Here is a 20,201-nt window from a genome sequence, read left to right as displayed (position 1 = left end):
TTTATTTAACGTGATTAGCCAATTCTTTTTGAACTTTTTCGTTTGATTCTTTTTTCTCTTTGAGCCATTTTTCACGAGCTTGTTCATAGTCAGCTTTTGTTACAACCTTATCTTGTAACTGAATATACTTGAAGTATACGTCTGAGCCCTTATCTCCAGATTGGCTGTATGATGCTGTGAATGGTACAACACGAGAAATGAATGGTGCAGCACCACTTGATGACATAGCTGGCAAGAAGAGGGAGCTGTCTGTCAACCAAGCTTGAGCAGCCGCATATTTTTCATAACGCACATTCAAGTCATTGGTTTCTTTTGCAGCTTCATCAACTAACTTATCGTATTCCTTCAAACCAACTTGGGCAGCTGCTGCATTTGCTGGATCATCATAACCCATGTAAGTTTTTGTTTGTTCGCTGTTAGTTGTTTTCAAGATATCAAGGTAAGTTGATGGATCTTCATAGTCTGGGCTCCATCCAACTGCTCCTGAGAGATCCCAATCTTCTGCTGCAGCGTTTGCGGCATAGTATGTGATATTGTGCAACTCATCTTTAGAAATTTGTTGAATATCAATGACTACGTTTCCTTCACCAAGTACTGTTTCAACGGATTGTTTGAAGGATTGAATACGAGCAATAAGACCCTTATTTGTTTGGTCAACTGGAATATCCAAGTGGATAGGGAATTTCACACCTTCTGCTTCCAAAGCAGTCTTAGCTTTGGCAAATTCAGCTTTGGCTTTATCGGCGTTGAAGAGTCCATCTTGACCATCCGCAAAGTTAACATTCTTCCACTCATCACCGTAAGCAGCCATCTTTTCAGTTACCAAGTCACCGAAAGTTTTTTCACCTGCAGAGACAAAACCTGGTTTCACAAAGAGGTTACGAACTGCAAGAGGAGCACCTTCTTTACCATTAATTTGTGCTGAGTAAGAAGTACGCTCAAAGGCGAAGTTCAAAGCCTGACGGAAGTCCTTGTTAAGAAGGGCTTTCTTGGTAGAAGTCTTCTCTTCATCAGTTGTTTTAGAAGTGTATTTGTAACCTTGACGGTCAATATTCACACCCAAACCAGCAATACCAGGTCCTGATGGAGTGTAGTAGATATTGTCTTTGTATGTTTCTTCTACCTTAGAGTAGTTTGAACTTGTTGGGAAGAGACGAGCATAGCTATAAGCTCCACTTGTAAAGTTACGTTCAAGAGACTCTTGGTCTGATCCATCATAGAAAGCAAGGGTTACTTTATCAATGTGAACATTATCTTTGTCCCAGTAGTTTTCATTCTTAGCGAACTCAATAGAAGATTTAGCAGTCAAACCTTTCAGTAAGAACGGACCATTGTAAAGCAATGATGTAGGGTCAGTTGCTTTGGCAAAGTCAGCCCCTTTTGATTTTTCAAAATCTTCGTTCAATGGCCAGAAGATTGAGTAGGCTAGCTTAGAGTTCCAGTATGGTTCTGGTTTGTTCAAAGTGTATTCAAGGGTATAATCATCAACTGCTTTTACACCGACTGAAGCAAAATCTTTATTGTTTCCAGCTTTATAGTCAGCTAGACCTTTAACTGAATCTTCTGCTAGATAAAGTGCTTCAGACTTGTTATCAGTTGCGTGTTTCAAGCCATTTACAAAGTCTTTAGCTGTCACTTCAGCATACTCTTCGCCATCTGATGTCATCCATTTGACACCTTTACGAATCTTGTAGGTATAAGTCAAACCATCTTTTGAAACTGACCAGTCTTCTGCAACTGCAGGGACTAGGTTCCCATACTTGTCGTTTGTGAAAAGACCATCGATACCATTTGAAGTGGCAACCTTAGTACTTTGTTTCCCTGAAATGAGGTAATCCAAAGTTTCTGGGTCAGCTGAATAAATATAGCCATAATTTTTTGGCGCTGTTGAATCAGATGATTTTGAAGAACCGCAAGCAGCTAGTACTCCTGCTGCTAATAAAGCAACTCCTGCTGCAACAAATACTCTACTTTTTTTCATGTTTTTAACTCCTCTTGAAAAATTTAGGCTTATTGGAAATTATAACATATATTTTTTAAAAAGTAAACGAATTTTCAGAATATTTAGGCGCATTTCCTCAAAAAACTTCTATTTGTCAAAATTCTTGCATTCTTTGTTTGTTTCTGCAAGAAATACTTTCTAGTCCAACCCTCTTTAGAACGGGATTTTTACAAGCTTTTTCTCACTTCTTCGATCATCATCTGTTTTCCTAAATTGGATTTTAGAATAAGAAACTATTGACGAGAAATGATTTTCAAGGTATAATAATAAACGTTGAGGCGGTATAGCCAAGTGGTAAGGCACGGCTCTGCAAAAGCTTGATCGTCGGTTCAAATCCGTCTACCGCCTTTCAGTACCTGAATTAACAGGAATTAACCAAATGAAAAGCTCGTAAAACCGGGCTTTTTTATTATTCCTAATAAGTGGGGATAACTGAACCTACCATCTAGATTTACAAAAAGCAGTGACTCAAGTCACTGCTTTATTCTGTTTCTTCTTCAGGTTCTAGTTCTGTGATTTGAACTTTTACCTTGGTAACACGTCCATTTTTCACCTTATCGTTGGTCAGGACGACTTGCTTGTTTTGACTGACCAGTTGGTAACTGATTTTCTCAGTGGTTGGAATCGTACCAACACCCGTCAAATAATAACCGGCGATGGTATCCACATCATCGCTTTCTAGTTCGACACCAAAGTAGTTATTGAAGTCGTTAAGATTCATGGTTCCCTGTGCAATATAGGTGTCCTCACCGATTTGATGGACTTCGATTTCTGCCCTATCGGTCTCGTCATCAATCTCACCGACAATCTCTTCTAAAAGATCTTCCAGAGTTACCAAACCAGCCATACCACCATATTCATCGAGCAAAATGGCCATTTGTCTTTGGGTATTTCGCAATTCTTTTAGCAAGTCATCCACAAAAATGGTTTCAGGAACAAAGAGTGGATCTTGTAAGATCTTCTTCCAGACAATATTTTCAAAGCCATCTGCATAGGCAGCGTTTAGCAAACGCTTGGTATGAATCAAACCAATCACATTGTCCTTATCCCCATCATAAACTGGGATACGGGAAAAGTTTTGTTTTAAAATACTTTGGATAATGGTTTGACTATCATCCTGAATATCCACCATAAAGGCATCTGTCCGAGGAACCATGACTTCTCTCGCCATCAGCTCATCTAGAGAGAAGATCCCTTGTAACATCTCGATTTCGTCTGCATCCAAAGTCTCCTCACTTTTGGTCAACATGTACTCAATTTCATCTCGAGTCATTTTTTCATCCGCATCATCAAAGGTCATTGGCGTTAAACGACTCAAGAGATTGGTTGAAGCAGATAACAACCAGACAAAGGGACTGACAATCTTCCCAAGCCCAATGATAATCGGAACAGAGCGAATGGCTAAGGCATCTTTTAGATTAAGGGCAATCCGTTTAGGATAGAGTTCACCAAAAACAATAGAGATGTAGGTCAAGAATGCCAAAGAGAGGAAACTTGCAATGGCATAAGTTGTTTCTCCATTCCCCATCCAAGAGGCAATTACTTGTCCAAGTGTATCTGCCAATTTTGCCCCTGACAAGATCGTGATCAAGGTGATACCGACTTGAATGGTTGATAAAAAGTGGTTAGGATTTTCAAGTACCTTTAACAAACGGACGTAACGTTTGTCTCCCTCTTCTGCTTTTTGCTCAACTCGGGAACGGTTTAGTGACACCATTGCCATTTCAGTGGCTGAGAAAAAAGCATTTAACAAGGTCAATACAACTAAAAGTACAAATTGCAGTAACAAATCCTGACTGCTCGGGTCTTCCATGGTCTTTCTCCTAAAATAGTATCTTGTGTTCCATTATACCATAAATCGGCCTAGGAATCACATTATTTTCTAATTTATACAATCGCTCCCTTATCAATGACGGACAAGGGAGCAATTTTTATTCCTTTAATAGATTGGCTCTAGTTTGTCACCGTGACCTGACCTGTTCGGTAATCAAGCTGGATACCCTTTTGAACATTTGGAATCAGGACGTTGAATTCCAATTCCCCATCTGAAGACTTGGCTTCAATTTGTGAAGCAGATGGAACCAAATTCTCATTCGTAGCATAGTGGAGAGTTACCCGATAACGGACTCTCTTATTCTGATCTAAGGCTTTCCTAACCAGACTCTCATAGTAGTTCTGCCCTGTCGAATCTTCCGCCTGAGCCTGGTTGGCCCAAGCCGTCTGAACTGCAATGTTCTTGGGATTGCTGGTAGAAGCATCAAAGCCATCTAATCCACCTATCAAGGCATAGCCCAGCAGGTGTCCTCTATCAACTGCATGTGTATAGACTCCCTTTAGATTCTTGACCTGATGCCATCCTGGTGGCGTCCAGGAGGTTGAGCCGTTGCCTGTTTCTTCACGATTTTTATACTGCCGAGTCGCTTTGGATAAGAGAGCATTGGCAACAGTTGGGACTGTTTCTTTTCCAACTATCTTTGTTTTATTATCCGCATAGGGTTTGCTGGAAACCTTGGCATCTAGATTGGTTTTATTGCCATTTACGACAAAGGCACCTGCCCCATTCCACTCGAGTCCCCCCTTGATTTGGTTTTTGAGCGACTCAGTTAAGACACTTTCTGCCAACTCCTGACTAGGAGCTTCTGAAGCTTGTTTTTTCTGACTAACCTTGGTTCTAGGGGTGTTTGGCGCTGTCTGCATCTGCTTGATATAGTAGCTTCCAGCAGCCAAGAGTAAGAATAGAAGTAACCCTATCAGAGCTTGTCTTGTTTTTTTGTCCATTTTTCTCCTTATTTCTTTAGAAAAAGACTGGTCTCCCAGTCTAATTTCCTGTAAATTTGCTAATCAATTCTTGCCATTTCGCTGGAGACAAGATAGCCCATGGATCCTGTCCCTTTCCTAGGATACCATAGCCAACCATCAAGCCGATTCCTAAAGCCAGAAAGCCTAGCAATAGTACGATAAAAATCAACAGTAAACGACGGAGTACATAGCGTAAGTTTTTATTCTTCTTCATCATTTGCCTCGATTCGCTGAATCTTCGCTCCTAGCTGAGCCAATTTCTCATGGAAACGGTAGTAACCTCTATCAAGGTGGACTAATTTACCAACAACTGTTTCTCCTTGCGCCACCAGACCTGTCAAAATCAAGGCAGCACTGGCACGAAGGTCCGTTGATAGAACTTCTGCCCCCTGTAAAGCCTGTCCCCCAACAATACGAGCTGTGTCACGGATAATCTCTGAATGCAAGCCCATACGGCGCATTTCTTCTAAGTGTTGGAAGCGATTCTCAAACACCGTTTCCACCATGGTGGATTCCCCTTTTGCGACTGTCATCAGAGCTGTAAATTGCGCCTGCATATCTGTTGGGAATCCTGGGTGCGGCAAGGTTTTTACATGAACAGCCTTGAGATTTTCCAGTTGAGAACGGACACGAATGCCTTCCGACTCCTCCGTTACCTCAACTCCCATTTCAAGGAGTTTAGCAATCAAGGGACGATTATGCTCCCAGACTGCATCTCGAATGAGGACATCACCGCCAGTCATGGCTGCCGCCACCATAAAGGTTCCAGCTTCGATACGGTCCTGTACCACATTGTGGGTCGTACCATGGAGTTCCTTGACACCAGTCACTGTGATGGTTTCGGTACCAGCTCCCTTGACCTTAGCTCCCATCTCATTAAGGAGAATAGCGAGGTCAACAATTTCCGGCTCACGCGCAGCATTTTCAATGACCGTCACACCGTCAGCTAGAGTTGCCGCCATCATCAGGTTTTGTGTCGCGCCAACACTAGGAAAGTCCATGTAGATATGAGCGCCATGCAGGCGTTCTGCCTTAGCTTCGATGTAACCAGCTGTCTGGGTGATCTTTGCCCCCATAGCTTCCAAACCTTTGAGGTGAAGGTCGATGGGACGACTCCCGATGGTACATCCCCCTGGCATAGAAACTTTGGCATGGCCTACACGAGCAAGGATTGGTCCCAAGACAACGATGGATGCACGCATCTTGCTGACATACTTGTATGGAGCCTCCTCTGTGATGTCACCAGTCGCATCAACCTCGACAACATGTGCTTCCTCATCAAAGTCCACCTTGGCATTCAGACCACGAACTACTTGATTCATGGTGAAAACATCTGACAAGATTGGGACGTTCTGCAAGACTGTCTTACCCTTGCTTGCTAGAATAGTCGCTGCCAACAAAGGCAAGACTGCATTCTTTGCTCCCTCGATCGTCACACTCCCGACCAGACGATTATCCCCGCCTTGAACCACAATTTTTTCCATAGTTGTTTCCTTTACTTTTGATTTTATAATAGTCCTCTAAGTGCTTCTTGCCACAGTTGGTACAAACTGATAAAGAATGAACTCAAGATGTAGCCCATTACAATACTAAAGAAGCCTACCAACAAACGAACTTTTTTTGTGTTAGTAGCGGTCACTTTTAAAACCTTTTCCCATCTTACAAGATCCTTCAAAAGGTAAAAACTCAAATAAATAAAGAGTATATGACTACTTAGAGTGAATAATAATTGAACCATTTGACTATTATACCATCTTATCCGCTTGCGCGCTAGTTTTCAATTTTTTTACAAATTAGGGATTGTTTTTAAGGTAATCAATCGCATCCTGCAAGGTCTTAACCGGAACGATTTTCATCTCTGTTTTGATCGTTTTAGCGGCTTCTAGGGCTGTTTCATAGTTGCTTTTCGCATTGGGATCCGCTTTTTTTGCTTCCTCGGTGACTGGATTGTCAGGAGCAAAAAAGATGTTGGCTCCCTGACGAGAGGCTGCAACCACTTTTTTGTCAATTCCACCGATGTCGCCAACATTTCCATCGCGATCAATAGTTCCCGTTCCCGCAACGATGCGGCCATTACGAAGTCCTGGATCTGCTATCTGGGTGTAAATAGCGAGACTAAACATGAGACCGGCACTTGGCCCGCCTATACCAGCTGTTGAAAAGCGAATCGGAACATCACTGGTCACTTCTGTACGGTCAATCAAACCAATCCCAATCCCGTTTTTCCCGTTTTCGAGAGTGATAATTTTACCTTCTGCAGACTTGACTTTTCCGTCTTCTTCATAGGTTACCTTGACCGTATCCCCTAATTGTTGAGAGTTGACATAGTCGACCAAGTCTTTTGAACTATCAAATGTTTTGTCATTAACAGCCGTCACGGTATCTGCAATGTTCAGAATGCCCTTAAAAGTTGAATTGTCCGTCACGGTCAAGACATAGACTCCCAGATACTTGAGTTCGATATCCTTTCCAGCCGTCTTCAATCCTTGATATTTGGCCATATTTTGAGAAGTTTGCATGTAGAACTGATTGATCCGCATAAACTCTGCATCAGTAGAGCCACCCGTAGTCTCCTTGGCACTTCTAATATCCGTGAAAGGCGTTAACCAAGCATAGACAAGATGCGATAGGGTTGCATGTCGAATGCCGACTGTTACAAACTGGTAAGCTCCTGCTTCTGTGTCTTCTGTTTCATTGACTTTCAAAACGCGACGAATATCTTCCGCTCCACCTGGAACTTCTATGTAGTAAGGTAAAGGTACTACAAAGGCTAAAAAAGTCAATACTAGTGCTAGGATGACATATAAGGGCCATCTAGTTTTTTTCTTCATGTTCTAATTCCTCCACAACACTGTTTGGGACATATTGCTGAATCTCCTGACCAAACTTCAGAAGTTCTCTCATGGCTGAAGAGCTAATATAAAGATGCTCTGGGCGACTATATAGGTAAATGGTTTCGATTTCTGGAGCCAGTTGATGATTGTAGTAATCAAAACTAGACTCGTATTGCAAGTCGGTGGTATTTCGCAAGCCACGGACAAGGGTCTTAGCACCCAGTCTTCTTGCAACATCGACGACTAGTTGGTCATGAGAAGCCAGCACCTCTACATTATCTAAATGCGCCACCGCTTTTTTGACTGCTCGTTTACGGTTTTCAACAGGAAGAAAGCCTTGTTTGTGGGGATTGTAGAACACCCCGACATAGAGCTTATCAAAGAGTTTGCTGGCACGTTCAATGATATCCAGATGTCCATTTGTCATCGGATCAAATGAACCTGTAAATAATCCAATTTTATCTGACATAGACCGTCACCTTACTAATCCCATATATTTTTTCCTTCCAGATGCCTAAGCAGGCGATTTCTTCTGGTAGTTCTACAGACTTATCGGTTTCACAGACAACCATGATCTCTTCGGAGAAAAGGTTTCTTTCTGCCATTTTTTCGATATCTGCAACGATTTGTTCCTTGGCATAGGGAGGGTCTAAAAAGACCAGGTCAAAGGGACCATTAACTTGCTCCAAGGCCCGTTCAGCCTCCATCTTTAATAGCTGAAATTTGGAAACTTCCTTGGTCATTTGGATGTTTTCAGCGATGATAGCTTGCGCCTTTCGATCCCGTTCCACTAAGACAGCATGGGACATCCCACGCGAGACTGCCTCAATGGATAAACCACCACTGCCAGCATAGAGATCCAAGACACGACCACCCTCAAAATAGGGACCTATCATGTTAAAGATAGCTCCTCTCACCTTATCAGATGTCGGCCTCGTCGTCTTGCCTTCTAGCGTCTTGAGAGGACGCCCTCCATAGATTCCTGATACGATTTTCATACCGTTTATTATACCAAATTATGGGAAAAAAGAGAAAGAAAACCGAACCTTACGGTTCGATTTTCTACAAGATATTTTCATAAGTGTCGCGGACTTCTTGCGGCCAAACACTAGTCTGAACCTCTCCGATGTGTTTCTTACGAAGAAGGAACATGGCCATCCGAGACTGTCCAATCCCTCCACCGATTGTCAATGGGAAAAGACCGTTAAGCAAGGCCTTGTGCCATTCCAACTCCAGACGATCTTCGTCTCCTGTAAGGGCAACTTGGCGACGAAGGGTATCTTCATCTACCCGAATCCCCATCGACGAAAGTTCAAAGGCACAGCCAAGAGATTCATTCCAAACCAGAATATCGCCATTCAACCCCTTGTAGCCATTTTCAGACTCTGTTGTCCAGTCATCGTAGTCAGGTGCACGGCCATCATGAGGCTTGCCATCAGGCAACTCGCCACCAATACCAATCAAGAAGACTGCACCGAACTCTTTACAAATCGCATTTTCACGCTCTTTTGGTGTCAAGTCTGGGTAACGTTCTACCAACTCTTCTGTATGGATAAAGGTAATTTGTTTTGGCAAGATTGATTCGATATCGTAGCGAGCTTCTACGGCTAGCTCTGTCAGACGAATAGCCTTGTAAATCTTTTCAACTGTTTCTTTAAGATAAGCGATATTTCGTTTTCCATTTGGAATCACTTTTTCCCAGTCCCACTGGTCTACATAAACAGAGTGGGTCGCATCTAGCGAATCTTCGTCCGGACGAAGGGCTTTCATGTGAACAAACAGACCTTCACCTTCACCGAAACCAAAACGAGCCAAGGTGTGGCGTTTCCATTTGGCAAGTGAGTGAACGACTTCATAGGTTTCATCTGGAATCTGCAAAACCTTGACGGATACTGGGTTTTCGACACCTGACAGGTTGTCCTGCATCCCATCCCCGACCTTACTCAAGATAGGACCTTGAACTTCAACAACTTCTAACTTATCTTTCAAATACTGGGTAAAAGTGTTTTTGACAAAGGAAATTTCTTCTTGTTGATGAATAAAACTTTTCTTCATAAACAGCTCCTCAAAAATTAGTTAAAAGCATTATACACCTATTTTTCAGAAAAGAAAAGAGTAAATAAGAAAAAGTCAGTGCTCTTTTGAACACTGACTCTGTCATTCATTAATCGTTTCGACCAAAGATTCGTAAGATGCTAAGGAAGAGGTTGATAAAGTCTAGATAGATGCTAAGCGCCATTGAGATGACCCATCCTGTCGCTACTTGCCCTCGTGACTGCTCATAAACATAGCGAATCTTTTGGTTGTCCCAAGCAATCAAACCTGAGAAGACCAAGACCATGGCAATACTAATCATGTAGTCAAAGAAGCTATTGGCTAAAAATAGATTCACAACCATGGCTATGATGAGACCAACAAGTGCCGCCATCAAAGCTCGTCCCATTCCACTCAAATCTTTCTTGGTGAAAATTCCGATTGCCGCCATGACAAAGAAAAGAAGAGCACTAGATACAAAGGCTGATAAGACGGTCCCAGGTGTATAGAAGGCTACGACAAAGCTGAGCGTAAATCCATTTAAAACAGAATAAACTAAAAATACTGGGAGAGCTGCTGGGCTATTTTTTGCAGCCATGCTACTTGCAACAAAGACTAGAGCAAGTTCTGCAAAAGTTGCAATCATCAGCCAGAGACGACCATGCATTAAAAAGTAAGTCAATTGAGCTTGGAAGACTGTCAACATCAAAGCTGACACGAGAGCTGATAGACCAATCCCCAGTCCCACAAAGGCGTAAACCTTAGCGTAAAATTGATTGAGACCTGAACGTTCTTGAATAATCGATTGATTCATTTTGATTCTCCTTTTTCTATAAATATGTCTTGATTATAACAAAGATTTTATAAATTAGCTGAAATAAAACATCAAAATGCCTGCTGCAACTGCCACGTTGAGACTTTCTGCTCGGCCTTTCATGCCAATATGAACCAGCTGATCAGCACTCTCAGCCATGACAGAACTAATCCCCTGCCCTTCATTTCCCATGACTAGAGCAAAGTTTTCTAAGGGAGAAAGCTCACGATAGTCCTTGGATTCTTTGGATAAGGTCGTTGCTAGAATGGGCAAATTGCTCTTCTTTGCCTCTTCTATAAAGGTGGCAAGAGACATCCGATAGATGGGCAAATGAAAATGACTTCCTTGCATGGAACGCAGGGTCTTAAGACTGTAGATATCTGCTGACTTGTCTGAGACAATAACCCCTGTAAAACCTGCAGCATCCGCAGTCCGAATCATGGTACCCACATTACCAGGATCTTGGACGTCTTCTAAAAATAGAAACTTACCCTGACTAAAATCAGGCAGTCCCACTTCTTCTTTTTGAATCACTGCAACAATGCCTTGAGGAGTTTGCGTATCTGCCAAGTCCCGCAAAATATCCTCTGAAACCCAGACCGTTTGAGGAAAAGCAGCTAACTGATCTCGGTAACTTTCCAGAGCAAAAATCTTCTCAATCCTCACTCCAGCTTGAACAGCTTCTTCAAATAAGTGCCAACCTTCAATCAAATAGGCAGACTTTCGATATTTTTTTTGATGCAATTTCTTGGCATTTTTTACCACAGAATTGGCTTTTGAGGTTATAATAGTCATAGAAACATTATAACACAATCAAAGGGGTTTAGTATGCAAAAGGTTAGAATGATTGCCCAAGGAAGGGTACAGGGTGTTGGTTTTCGTTGGGGTGTTGTTACTCTAGCGCTTGAAATTGGTGGCATCACTGGTCGTGTATGGAATAACGACGACGGCACAGTGGAAATTCTCGCTCAAACAGAGTCTTCTGCCACTATGGCAAAATTTATCCAAGAAATCCGTAAAGGCCCAACGCCCTTTTCAAAAGTCACCTATCTGGATGTGCAGATGAGCAACTTTTCATCCTATTCAGACTTCAAAGTTGCAAATTAGGTCTCCAGAACTATTGTATATTTTACAAAAAAACAGTAGAATAGAAAGGTACAATTTTTAAAGAAGGAATGAAAACATTGAAATCTATTAAACGTTTTGCCCTCTCTGCTATGGGAGTGGCTATGCTACTCGTCTTGACAGGCTGTGTCCAAGTAGACAAAGCAACAGGTAAGCCAGTTGGTCCCGTTTGGGATTTCTTGGGTGCTCCGATGGGAGAAGCTATCAAGTACTTCGCTACTGATAAAGGACTAGGCTTCGGGGTCGCTATCATTATCGTAACCATTATCGTGCGCTTGATTATCTTGCCACTTGGTATCTACCAATCATGGAAGGCGACACTTCACTCTGAAAAGATGAACGCCCTCAAACACGTGCTTGAACCACACCAAACACGTCTCAAAGAAGCAACAACTCAGGAAGAAAAACTTGAGGCTCAACAAGCTCTCTTTGCTGCTCAGAAAGAACACGGTATTAGCATGTTAGGTGGTGTAGGTTGCTTCCCTATCCTCATTCAAATGCCATTCTTCTCTGCTATCTACTTTGCAGCCCAGCTCACTGATGGGGTAGCTAGCTCTACCTTCTTGGGTATCGATCTTGGTTCACCAAGTATGATCCTCGTAGCCTTTGCTGGTGTCCTCTACTATCTCCAATCAATTCTCTCGCTTCATGGCGTAGAAGACGAGATGCAAAGAGAACAGCTCAAGAAAATGATCTACATGAGCCCACTCATGATTGTGGTCTTCTCCCTCTTCTCACCAGCTAGTGTGACGCTTTACTGGGTTGTCGGTGGTTTCATGATGATTCTTCAACAGTTCATCGTTAACTATGTTGTTCGTCCAAAACTTCGCAAAAAAGTTCGTGAAGAATTTGCCAAAAATCCACCAAAAGCAAGCTCATTTTTAACTGGAGGCGGACGCAAAGATGTCACTCCAAACCAAGCAACTGCGATCATGACTAATAAGAAACATAAAAAACGCAATGCTGGTAAACAACATTCTAGAAAATAAGAAAAAAGCTTAGCTGAAAGGCTAGGCTTTTTATGCATCACAAAAGCCCGATGTCTCCATCAGGCTTCTTTTTTATCCATGAACACGTTTCATGTAGTCTTGGTAGCTTTCTGTATCCATCAATTCCTTGGCATTCTTGACACGGTCTGCTGTTGGAGGTTTGACCCCTTCGAGCGAATAAGGAATTCCAAGTTCACGCCACTTGAACTCACCCATCGTGTGATAAGGCAAGATTTCAAACTTGTCAACGTTTTTAAGGGTTTTGACGAATTTACCAAGTTCGATCAAATCCTCATCTCTGTCTGTCAATCCTGGAACCAGCACATGGCGAATCCAAACAGGCTTCCCAATATCTGATAGGTACTGGGCACAGGCCAAGATGTTTTTATTGGTTTGACTTGTGACAATCTTGTGCTGTTCTTCGTTGATTTCCTTGATATCCAGGAGAACCAAGTCTGTCACTGCCATGAGTTTATTAAACTTTTCGAGATAACGTGGTTTATTACGGAACGGAAGGGCACAGGTATCCAAGGTACAGTGGATTCCTTTTTCCTTGGCCTTGGTGAAGAGGGCAATTAAGAAATCAATCTGTAAAAGAGCTTCTCCTCCACTAACAGTGATTCCTCCCTTGTCTCCCCAGAAACCACGGTAGCGAAGAGCTTCTGTCAAGACATCGTCTACTGTCCGTTCGCGTGATTTATTGGTCTCCATAGCCCATGTATCGGGGTTATGACAGTACTGGCAACGCATGTGACAGCCCTGCAAAAAGACAATAAAACGAATCCCAGGGCCATCTACCGCCCCAAAACTCTCTGTCGAATGCACCATTCCTGTCACTTGTCCATAGTCAATTGTTTCTTCAGACATATCGTCACCTTCCTTGAAACCGTTTTATAGTTTTATTATATCACGAGTAAGGTGAAAAACAAGTTTTTTTTGTCTATTTTTTAGAAAGCAATCTGTTTTTCACTTTCATTTTCAATTTCTTTTACTAATCCGATTCAAAATCAAAACCATACAAGGTTGCGAAATAGTCCTCAGGGCGCTCTGCACGGCGGATTTGACGGGCTTTTCCTTCTTCGGTATAGAGAATTTCTGCTGAGCGTAGTTTGGCATTGTACTGGTAACCCATGGAGAATCCATGTGCACCTGTATCATGAATCATCAGCAAATCACCGATTTCTGTATGAGGCAGTTCGCGATTGACGGCAAATTTATCATTGTTTTCGCAGAGTGAACCGACCACATCTACCACCTCAACTGGTCCGTCTGGATTGGTCAGATTGGTGACATGGTGGTAAGCTCCATACATGGCTGGGCGCATGAGGTTGACTGCTGATGCATCCACGCCCAGATAGGTACGGTAAGTTTTTTTCTTATGAGTGACTCTTGTGACGAGAGCTCCGTGAGGGGCTAACATAAAGCGGCCCAATTCGGTGAAAATTTTAACCTGACCAAGACCTGCTGGCGTAAGGACTTCCTCATAAACCTTACGAACTCCCTCACCAATCACAGCAATGTCATTTGGCTCCTGCTCAGGACGATAGTTGACACCAATACCGCCGGAAAGATTGATGAAATCTAGCGAAATACCCAACTTTTCCTTGATTTCAACGGCTAATTCAAAAAGCTGGCGCGCCAACTCTGGGTAGTAGAGATGGGTGACAGTATTGGATGCTAGGAAAGAGTGAATCCCAAAAGTCTTAGCTCCTTTTTCCTTCAAAATCGCAAAGGCTTCAAAAAGCTGGTCCTTGGTCATCCCAAACTTGGCTTCTCCAGGATTGTCCATGATATCTGTTCCTAGCTCAAAAACGCCACCAGGATTGTAACGACAAGAGATGATTTCTGGAATGCCTGCTGCTCGCTCTAGATGTTCAATGTCTTCAAAGGCATCCAAGTTAATGGTCGCACCTAACTCACGCGCATAGGCATATTCCTTGTCAGGCGTGTTGTTAGAAGAGAACATGATTTCAGAACCGGGAAAATCCAGTTTATGGCTCATTAAAAGTTCCACGTAACTAGAACAGTCCACACCGCAACCTTCCTCTTGGAGGATTTTCAAGATGGCAGGGGTTGGAGTCGCCTTGACTGCAAAATATTCCTTAAAGCCCTTGTTCCAGGAAAAGGCCTTGTTGACGGCTCTTGCTTTTTCACGAATCCCCTTCTCGTCATACAAGTGGAAGGGAGTCGGGAACTCTGCAACAATTGTTTCTAAATCTTCACGGCTGATAAATGGTGTTTTCATAAGCTTCCTTCTATTCTGTTTGCAAAGAAAGGCTGGGACAATCGTTCCAACCTTTAGTTCTATCTCTTATTTGTCTTCGTCAAAGATATTTCCAATCTCAACATCGATGGATTGGTTCTTAACATCAATATTGGTTACTTTCAAGAGTGACTTGTAATCGAACTGATTTTCACGTTCTTCTTGGGCATTGTCTGCAAAGACTGCGACACCAGCTAGTTCAGAATCGAACTCACGCAAAAGACTAATCATACCGTTGACAGTTCCGCCGCCTTTCAAGAAGTCATCCACAATCAAGACACGACTGCCTGCCTTGAGGCTACGTTTTGAAAGGAACATTTTCTCAATGCGGTCACCGCTGGAACCTGATACATAGTTGACGCTAACCGTTGAACCTTCGGTGATTTTCAAGTCACGGCGCACAATGACAAATGGAACATTGAGGACATTGGCAACTGCATTTGCGAGTGGCACACCTTTTGTTGCCACTGTCATAACGGCATCGATTTTTTGGTCCATAAAGCTCTTGGCAATGATGCGCCCAATATTTTTCAAAATAGCAGGTGTACTGAGCAAATCAGATAGGTAGATGTAGCCACCTGGCAAGATACGGTCGCTTTCTGAAAGTTTGTCACGCAAATCTGCGATCATTTCTTTGGCTTCATGACTCGAGATTGATGGTGTAAAGATAACGCCACCACCTGCTCCAGTAACAGTCTGAATATGACCGATTTCGATTTCCTCAAAGGCACGCTTGATAATCACGATGTCCTCTGAAATCGATGATTTAGCAGATTCGTACTTTTCTGCAAAGGTGTTGAGACTTGTTAGTTTGTATGGATTATTAATCAAATAGTTGGAAATGACAACCATCCGATCACTTCTTCTTAATTTCATTTTTATTTACCATTCCATTTAATTTTGATATTTTATCCATTATACCATATTCACATAAAAAAACGAACATTATTGCGTAAAAAATGCTCGTTTTTCTTAAATTATTAATCTAAATCTGGTTTATAGAAGGAACGATTGTCCATAGCGAAGATTTTATTGGTCATCTCTCCTTTGTCTACCAAAGCTAGAGCTGTTGACATCATCATCATGCTAGCATCTAGATTATCAATCATATGGATAATTTCTGCCTCCATAATGCGTGGACGGACTGGACTTCCATACTCCAGTAAGCCATGGTGACTAAGGATGACATGGCGCAGTAGCACCACTTCTTCTCTAGTATCATCGATACCTAGTTCCATGACTGTCTTGGTAATTTCACTATCGATGAGAGCGATATGCCCAAGGAGATTGCCTCGAACTGTGTACTCCGTCTGGTCTGGTCCCGTCAACTCAATAACCTTGGCCAAGTCATGCAACATAATTCCCGCATAGAGGAGGCTCTTGTTGAGCTGAGGATAGATCTCACTAATGGCATCTGCCAAGCGCACCATGGTTGCTGTATGATAGGCTAAACCTGTTTCAAAGGCATGGTGATTGGTCTTGGCAGCCGGATAGGAGTAGAATTCCTTATCATACTTGGTGTAGAGACTACGAACGATACGCTGCCAGACAGGATTTTCAATCTTGAAAATCATTTGCGACATGTAGTCACGAATCTCCTTGACATCAACTGGAGATTTGACCTTGAAATCAGCTGGATCATTGGGTTCCCCGGGCTGAGGCAAGCGGAGAGTAATTTGATTGACTTGAGGAGTGTTGTTATAAACTTCTCGACGTCCCTGCATGTGGACAACTTTCCCTGCGGTAAAGGCCTCAACGTTATGAGGCTGGGCATCCCAGAGCTTTCCTTCAATCTCGCCGCTATCGTCTTGAAAGGTAAAGGCTAGGTAGTTTTTCCCAGCACGCGTCTGTCTCAGGTCAGCTGATTTAATCAGGTAAAAACCTTCAAACAGCTCATCTTTTTTCATGTGACTAATCTTCATATTCTTCCTCATCTTCTTGGAAATGGAGTAGATCAAGCGCAGGCTCACCTTCTGATAACTCAATGTGACGGAGCGTCCGCTCGATAGCTGTAGTGCGACGGTTTAATAATTCATCAATATTGCCAGAGGCATGTTGAAGATGTTTTTGTGCCTTGACCAGAATGCCTCCGAACTTGCCAAACTCGGTCTTGACACTAGCTAAGGTCTTGCTGATATGGTCAGCACTCTTTTGGATATTGAGAGTTTTGAAGCCAACTGATAGAGAGTTAAGCAGGGCTGATAGGGTACTTGGACCTGCGACAATAATCTGCTCTTCCCGTCTCAAACCATCAAAGAAGACCGGATTGCGAACGATCTCTGAATAAAGACCTTCTGTCGGAACAAACAAGACTCCAAAATTGGTTGTTCGAGGCGGCGCTATGTACTTGCTCTTGATATCCTTGGCGAAACGCTTAACGCTTGTCAAGAGAGATTTACGACAGCGTTCAATCTCGTTCTTATCACCGGCTTCATAGGCTTCTTCTAATCGGTAATAATCTGCCAGTGGAAACTTGGAGTCAATCGGTAGATAGACGTATTCCTGGTCGCCTTGGCCAGGCAACTTGATGGCGTATTCCACACGTTCACTGGAGTTTTCAACCGTTGCAAATTCTCGTTCGTACTGGGCTGGTGTCATGATGTCTTCGATGATCTGCCCCAGTTGCAATTCGCCCAGAATTCCTCGCGTCTTGGTTCCAGAGAGAACCTTGTTGAGGGCACCGACATCACGAGCAACCGTCTGCATTTCTCCAAGACCACGATTGACAGACTCTAGTTGCTTGGAGACTGTCTCGAAGGAAGCCTGCAAGCGCGTCTGCAAGGTCTTTTCCAACTTTTCCTCGACTGTCTGGCGCATTTGCTCCAAGCGTTGCTCATTTGATTCCTGCAAAGCTTGAAGGCGTTGGTCGGTCTTGTCCCTAGTTTGCAAAAGATTATCTGTCATTTCTTGACGGACTTGAGTCAGGCCTTGGTGCAACTCCATTCGCACTTCTTGCAAACGGTCGCTGACAGCCACTTCCAAATCTTTTTGATCTAGCTGATTGGTTTGCCTGGCTTGTTCAAAGCGATAATCCAGTTGATCTGAAAGATCATCTGCCTGATCCTCCAAACTCTTGCTTAGGTGTTTCTCCTGCTTATCCTGCCTTTGCCAAATGAGAAAGAGTCCAGCTAGATTGGCAATTAATAATAGTAATAATACAGTCTCCATCCTACCTCCTGTCCTTGCTATGCAACACGACGACATAGCCATCTGGGCAAGTCACCGAAACTTCCCTATCTATATATTCGTTAGAAGCGTATACTTTTTTAAAGAAAAAATTCTCCTCTGTCAACTCATACTTGGCACCAAGAATGGTCAGCTGGCTATCCCGAACTGGCATAAAGGCTAGATAGTCATAGTCCGAGCGGGGTTCTAGCTGACTGGTCCCTTCTGGACAATAGGAAATCACATTTTGCCCATCCTCAATCGCTATCTGGCGCATATAGGGTGCTAACTTGGGATTGCTAGGTAGAAAAACATTGGCCAACATATGGTCAATACGGCCACCCAAAGCACCGAAAATAGTAACTTGAGCCTGAGGATTTTGCTCAAAGACGGTTAAGAGAGCCAATTCCAGATCCGTATCATCCTTTTCTGGCTGGGCTTGAACAAAATGCTGGGCACTTTTTTGAATCACCTGTCGCTCTTCTGCAGTGACAGAATCAAAATCTCCAACTGCTAGAGCCAGAGGAAGGTCTTCTTCCAAGACCCAGAGCGAGCCTCGATCTACACCGACAAAGCAATCAAAATCCGTTCGATAATGACCACGGTCTCCACCTGCAAAAACGGCAACCCTAGTGCAGTTGTTTTCTGAGCGTTTGCACTCGTTCATTGACATCTCCCTTAAAGACATAAGATCCCGCTACAAAAACTGTAGCACCAGCTTCTTTGGCTTGAGCAATGGTTTGGTCATCAATCCCACCATCCACTTCAATCTCAAAGTTCAAGCCTTTTTCCTCACGAAGGGCAACCAACTCACGAATCTTATCCATGGTTTCAGGGAGAAAAGCTTGCCCGCCGAAGCCAGGGTTCACCGTCATCACCAAAACTTGGTCAACTAGGTGAAGTACATATTTGATAGCCTCAACAGGTGTACCAGGATTGATAACGATCGATGGTTTGACGCCTAGTGAACGAATCTTTTGGAGAGCGCCATGGATATGAGGTGTTGCTTCGACATGAATGCTGATGATATCTGCACCTGCACGCGCAAAGTCCTCTAAATGATTCTCTGGATTAGCTACCATCAAGTGGCAGTCAAAGACCATCTTGCTATGGGGACGAAGAGCTTCAACCACACCTGCACCAAAACTGATTTGTGGTACAAAGTGACCATCCATGATATCGATATGGGCATATTCTGCCCCAGTTGCTTCTAGGCGTTTGATTTCACGTTCAAAGTTGGCATAATCTGCTGCCAGAATTGACGGAGCAATCTTGTATTGAGACATAGGTTTCTCCTTATTTTGGAATTTTTTTGCTGACTTTTTTATAGGTTTCTCTGCGATTTTCAATTTCACTGAGGAATTGCAAGTAGTTGTCAAAACGGAAGGTCGCAATGGCACCCTTTTCGACAGCTGGCTTGACCGCACAAGCTGGTTCATGGGTATGGGTACAAGTACGGAATTTACAGTCTCGACTGACACTGGCAATCTCTGGAAAGGCCTGATTGAGGTCTTCAGCCGTTGACACTTCATAATCCAGTGATGAAAAGCCTGGTGTGTCCGCGATTTTACCCCCATTGAGATTGTAAAAACTAACAGCTCGAGTGGTATGGCGACCACGACCTAGACTATCTGAGATTTCTCCTGTCTCGAGATTGAGGTCTGGTGCGATTTTATTGAGAAGGGTTGATTTTCCAACGCCTGTCTGCCCCATAAAGACTGTAGTCTTGCCTGTTAACAAGGGTAGGAGTTCTTCCTTGCTGGTCACAAAGTCATAGCCAATGTCACCATAGGTCTGCTGGTAAAAACTTAATTCTTCCCTATCTTCTAGCAAGTCCATTTTAGAAATATAGACGACAGGATGGATGCCCTTATGTTCTAAGAGTACCAAGAAGCGATCCAGCAAATTGCTATTAAAATCAGGCTCCTTAGCCGACATGATTACCACAGCTTGGTCAATATTGACAATAGGCGGACGAACCAGACTGTTTTTCCGTTCGTGAATCTTGAGAATATAACCTTCAGAATATTCCTCCGCAGAAAAATCTACCCAATCCCCAACATAGGGTGTATGACCTTTTTTACGGAAATTCCCACGCGCGCGTGTTTGATAAACCTGACCGTCACTCTCCACATAGTAGAAGCCCGCCAAGGCTTTAATGATTTGTCCCCGCATC

Annotated in this window: 22 protein-coding genes and 1 tRNA gene; 3 read left to right on the top strand and 20 right to left on the bottom strand. The window is 43.1% G+C overall.

Annotated elements, in window-relative coordinates:
- Nucleotide 1 precedes the first annotated feature (1 nt).
- Nucleotides 2-1,981 carry a peptide ABC transporter substrate-binding protein gene (locus tag FD735_RS01365; protein ID WP_049505183.1) on the bottom strand — a complete coding sequence of 660 codons (1,980 nt, stop codon included), beginning with the start codon at nt 1,979-1,981 and terminating at the stop codon, nt 2-4.
- Nucleotides 1,982-2,279: 298 nt separating this feature from the next.
- Between FD735_RS01365 and FD735_RS01360 the strand changes: the two genes are divergently transcribed.
- Nucleotides 2,280-2,350, top strand: a tRNA-Cys gene (locus FD735_RS01360).
- A gap of 133 nt (nt 2,351-2,483) precedes the next feature.
- Here the strand turns inward: FD735_RS01360 and FD735_RS01355 are convergent.
- The 11 genes from FD735_RS01355 to FD735_RS01305 form a co-directional block, all read right to left on the bottom strand.
- Entirely contained in the window at nt 2,484-3,815 is a 1,332-nt protein-coding gene (locus FD735_RS01355; protein WP_071851874.1) for a hemolysin family protein, read from the bottom strand.
- Between the two features lie 140 nt (nt 3,816-3,955).
- Nucleotides 3,956-4,780 carry a DNA/RNA non-specific endonuclease gene (locus FD735_RS01350; protein WP_049505185.1) on the bottom strand — a complete coding sequence of 275 codons (825 nt, stop codon included), beginning with the start codon at nt 4,778-4,780 and terminating at the stop codon, nt 3,956-3,958.
- 40 nt (nt 4,781-4,820) lie between these two features.
- The gene (locus FD735_RS01345; RefSeq protein WP_000739701.1) at nt 4,821-5,015 is read right to left on the bottom strand and encodes a DNA-directed RNA polymerase subunit beta; all 195 of its coding nucleotides are present in this window, start codon (nt 5,013-5,015) and stop codon (nt 4,821-4,823) included.
- Nucleotides 5,002-6,285 carry a UDP-N-acetylglucosamine 1-carboxyvinyltransferase gene (gene murA, locus FD735_RS01340; RefSeq protein ID WP_049505186.1) on the bottom strand — a complete coding sequence of 428 codons (1,284 nt, stop codon included), beginning with the start codon at nt 6,283-6,285 and terminating at the stop codon, nt 5,002-5,004. The genes FD735_RS01345 and murA overlap by 14 nt, the downstream gene beginning before the upstream one ends.
- Nucleotides 6,286-6,308: 23 nt before the next feature.
- Nucleotides 6,309-6,539, bottom strand: coding sequence for a DUF1146 family protein (locus FD735_RS01335; RefSeq protein ID WP_002892633.1), 231 nt, complete (start codon nt 6,537-6,539; stop codon nt 6,309-6,311).
- Between the two features lie 55 nt (nt 6,540-6,594).
- Nucleotides 6,595-7,632 (bottom strand): SepM family pheromone-processing serine protease, encoded by a 1,038-nt coding sequence (locus FD735_RS01330; RefSeq protein ID WP_000730772.1) that lies wholly within the window; start codon nt 7,630-7,632, stop codon nt 6,595-6,597.
- The gene (coaD, locus tag FD735_RS01325) at nt 7,616-8,104 is read right to left on the bottom strand and encodes a pantetheine-phosphate adenylyltransferase (RefSeq protein ID WP_139658305.1); all 489 of its coding nucleotides are present in this window, start codon (nt 8,102-8,104) and stop codon (nt 7,616-7,618) included. The genes FD735_RS01330 and coaD overlap by 17 nt, the downstream gene beginning before the upstream one ends.
- On the bottom strand, nt 8,094-8,633 hold the full coding sequence (gene rsmD / locus FD735_RS01320) for a 16S rRNA (guanine(966)-N(2))-methyltransferase RsmD (RefSeq protein ID WP_000706945.1): 540 nt from the start codon (nt 8,631-8,633) through the stop codon (nt 8,094-8,096). The genes coaD and rsmD overlap by 11 nt, the downstream gene beginning before the upstream one ends.
- Before the next feature lie 64 nt (nt 8,634-8,697).
- Nucleotides 8,698-9,690: an aspartate--ammonia ligase gene (gene asnA / locus FD735_RS01315; protein WP_139658304.1), complete on the bottom strand. Its 993-nt coding sequence runs from the start codon at nt 9,688-9,690 to the stop codon at nt 8,698-8,700.
- A gap of 109 nt (nt 9,691-9,799) precedes the next feature.
- On the bottom strand, nt 9,800-10,483 hold the full coding sequence (locus FD735_RS01310) for a Bax inhibitor-1/YccA family protein (RefSeq protein WP_139658303.1): 684 nt from the start codon (nt 10,481-10,483) through the stop codon (nt 9,800-9,802).
- 54 nt (nt 10,484-10,537) lie between these two features.
- Nucleotides 10,538-11,278: an RNA methyltransferase gene (locus FD735_RS01305; RefSeq protein WP_139658302.1), complete on the bottom strand. Its 741-nt coding sequence runs from the start codon at nt 11,276-11,278 to the stop codon at nt 10,538-10,540.
- Nucleotides 11,279-11,311: 33 nt separating this feature from the next.
- On the opposite strand from FD735_RS01305, the gene FD735_RS01300 reads away from it, so the two are divergent.
- The gene (locus FD735_RS01300) at nt 11,312-11,590 is read left to right on the top strand and encodes an acylphosphatase (protein ID WP_139658301.1); all 279 of its coding nucleotides are present in this window, start codon (nt 11,312-11,314) and stop codon (nt 11,588-11,590) included.
- A gap of 77 nt (nt 11,591-11,667) precedes the next feature.
- Nucleotides 11,668-12,597 carry a membrane protein insertase YidC gene (gene yidC, locus FD735_RS01295; RefSeq protein ID WP_139659089.1) on the top strand — a complete coding sequence of 310 codons (930 nt, stop codon included), beginning with the start codon at nt 11,668-11,670 and terminating at the stop codon, nt 12,595-12,597.
- Between the two features lie 72 nt (nt 12,598-12,669).
- Here yidC and pflA read toward each other — a convergent pair whose 3' ends face one another.
- The 8 genes from pflA to rsgA all read right to left on the bottom strand — a co-directional run bounded on the left by pflA (nt 12,670) and on the right by rsgA (nt 20,200).
- Nucleotides 12,670-13,464, bottom strand: coding sequence for a pyruvate formate-lyase-activating protein (pflA, locus tag FD735_RS01290; RefSeq protein WP_001288281.1), 795 nt, complete (start codon nt 13,462-13,464; stop codon nt 12,670-12,672).
- A gap of 124 nt (nt 13,465-13,588) precedes the next feature.
- Nucleotides 13,589-14,842: a diaminopimelate decarboxylase gene (locus FD735_RS01285; protein ID WP_139658300.1), complete on the bottom strand. Its 1,254-nt coding sequence runs from the start codon at nt 14,840-14,842 to the stop codon at nt 13,589-13,591.
- Nucleotides 14,843-14,908: 66 nt separating this feature from the next.
- Nucleotides 14,909-15,736, bottom strand: coding sequence for a pur operon repressor (purR, locus tag FD735_RS01280; RefSeq protein ID WP_139658299.1), 828 nt, complete (start codon nt 15,734-15,736; stop codon nt 14,909-14,911).
- Nucleotides 15,737-15,840: 104 nt separating this feature from the next.
- Nucleotides 15,841-16,782, bottom strand: a complete 942-nt coding sequence (locus tag FD735_RS01275) for a 3'-5' exoribonuclease YhaM family protein (RefSeq protein WP_000703210.1) — start codon at nt 16,780-16,782, stop codon at nt 15,841-15,843.
- A complete protein-coding gene (gene rmuC / locus FD735_RS01270; RefSeq protein ID WP_176553044.1) occupies nt 16,772-18,028 on the bottom strand; it encodes a DNA recombination protein RmuC in 1,257 nt (418 codons plus the stop codon). Before rmuC ends, FD735_RS01275 begins: the two co-directional genes overlap by 11 nt.
- 1 nt (nt 18,029) lies before the next feature.
- Nucleotides 18,030-18,692, bottom strand: coding sequence for a thiamine diphosphokinase (locus FD735_RS01265; protein ID WP_001001255.1), 663 nt, complete (start codon nt 18,690-18,692; stop codon nt 18,030-18,032).
- On the bottom strand, nt 18,655-19,311 hold the full coding sequence (rpe, locus tag FD735_RS01260) for a ribulose-phosphate 3-epimerase (RefSeq protein WP_000084997.1): 657 nt from the start codon (nt 19,309-19,311) through the stop codon (nt 18,655-18,657). Before rpe ends, FD735_RS01265 begins: the two co-directional genes overlap by 38 nt.
- Nucleotides 19,312-19,321: 10 nt before the next feature.
- Nucleotides 19,322-20,200, bottom strand: coding sequence for a ribosome small subunit-dependent GTPase A (rsgA, locus tag FD735_RS01255; protein ID WP_013670157.1), 879 nt, complete (start codon nt 20,198-20,200; stop codon nt 19,322-19,324).
- Between the last annotated feature and the right edge of the window lies 1 nt (nt 20,201).

This window comes from Streptococcus sp. 1643, assembly GCF_006228325.1.
In the GTDB taxonomy this organism is placed as follows: domain Bacteria; phylum Bacillota; class Bacilli; order Lactobacillales; family Streptococcaceae; genus Streptococcus.
This window is presented reverse-complemented; position numbering and strand designations above follow the sequence as displayed.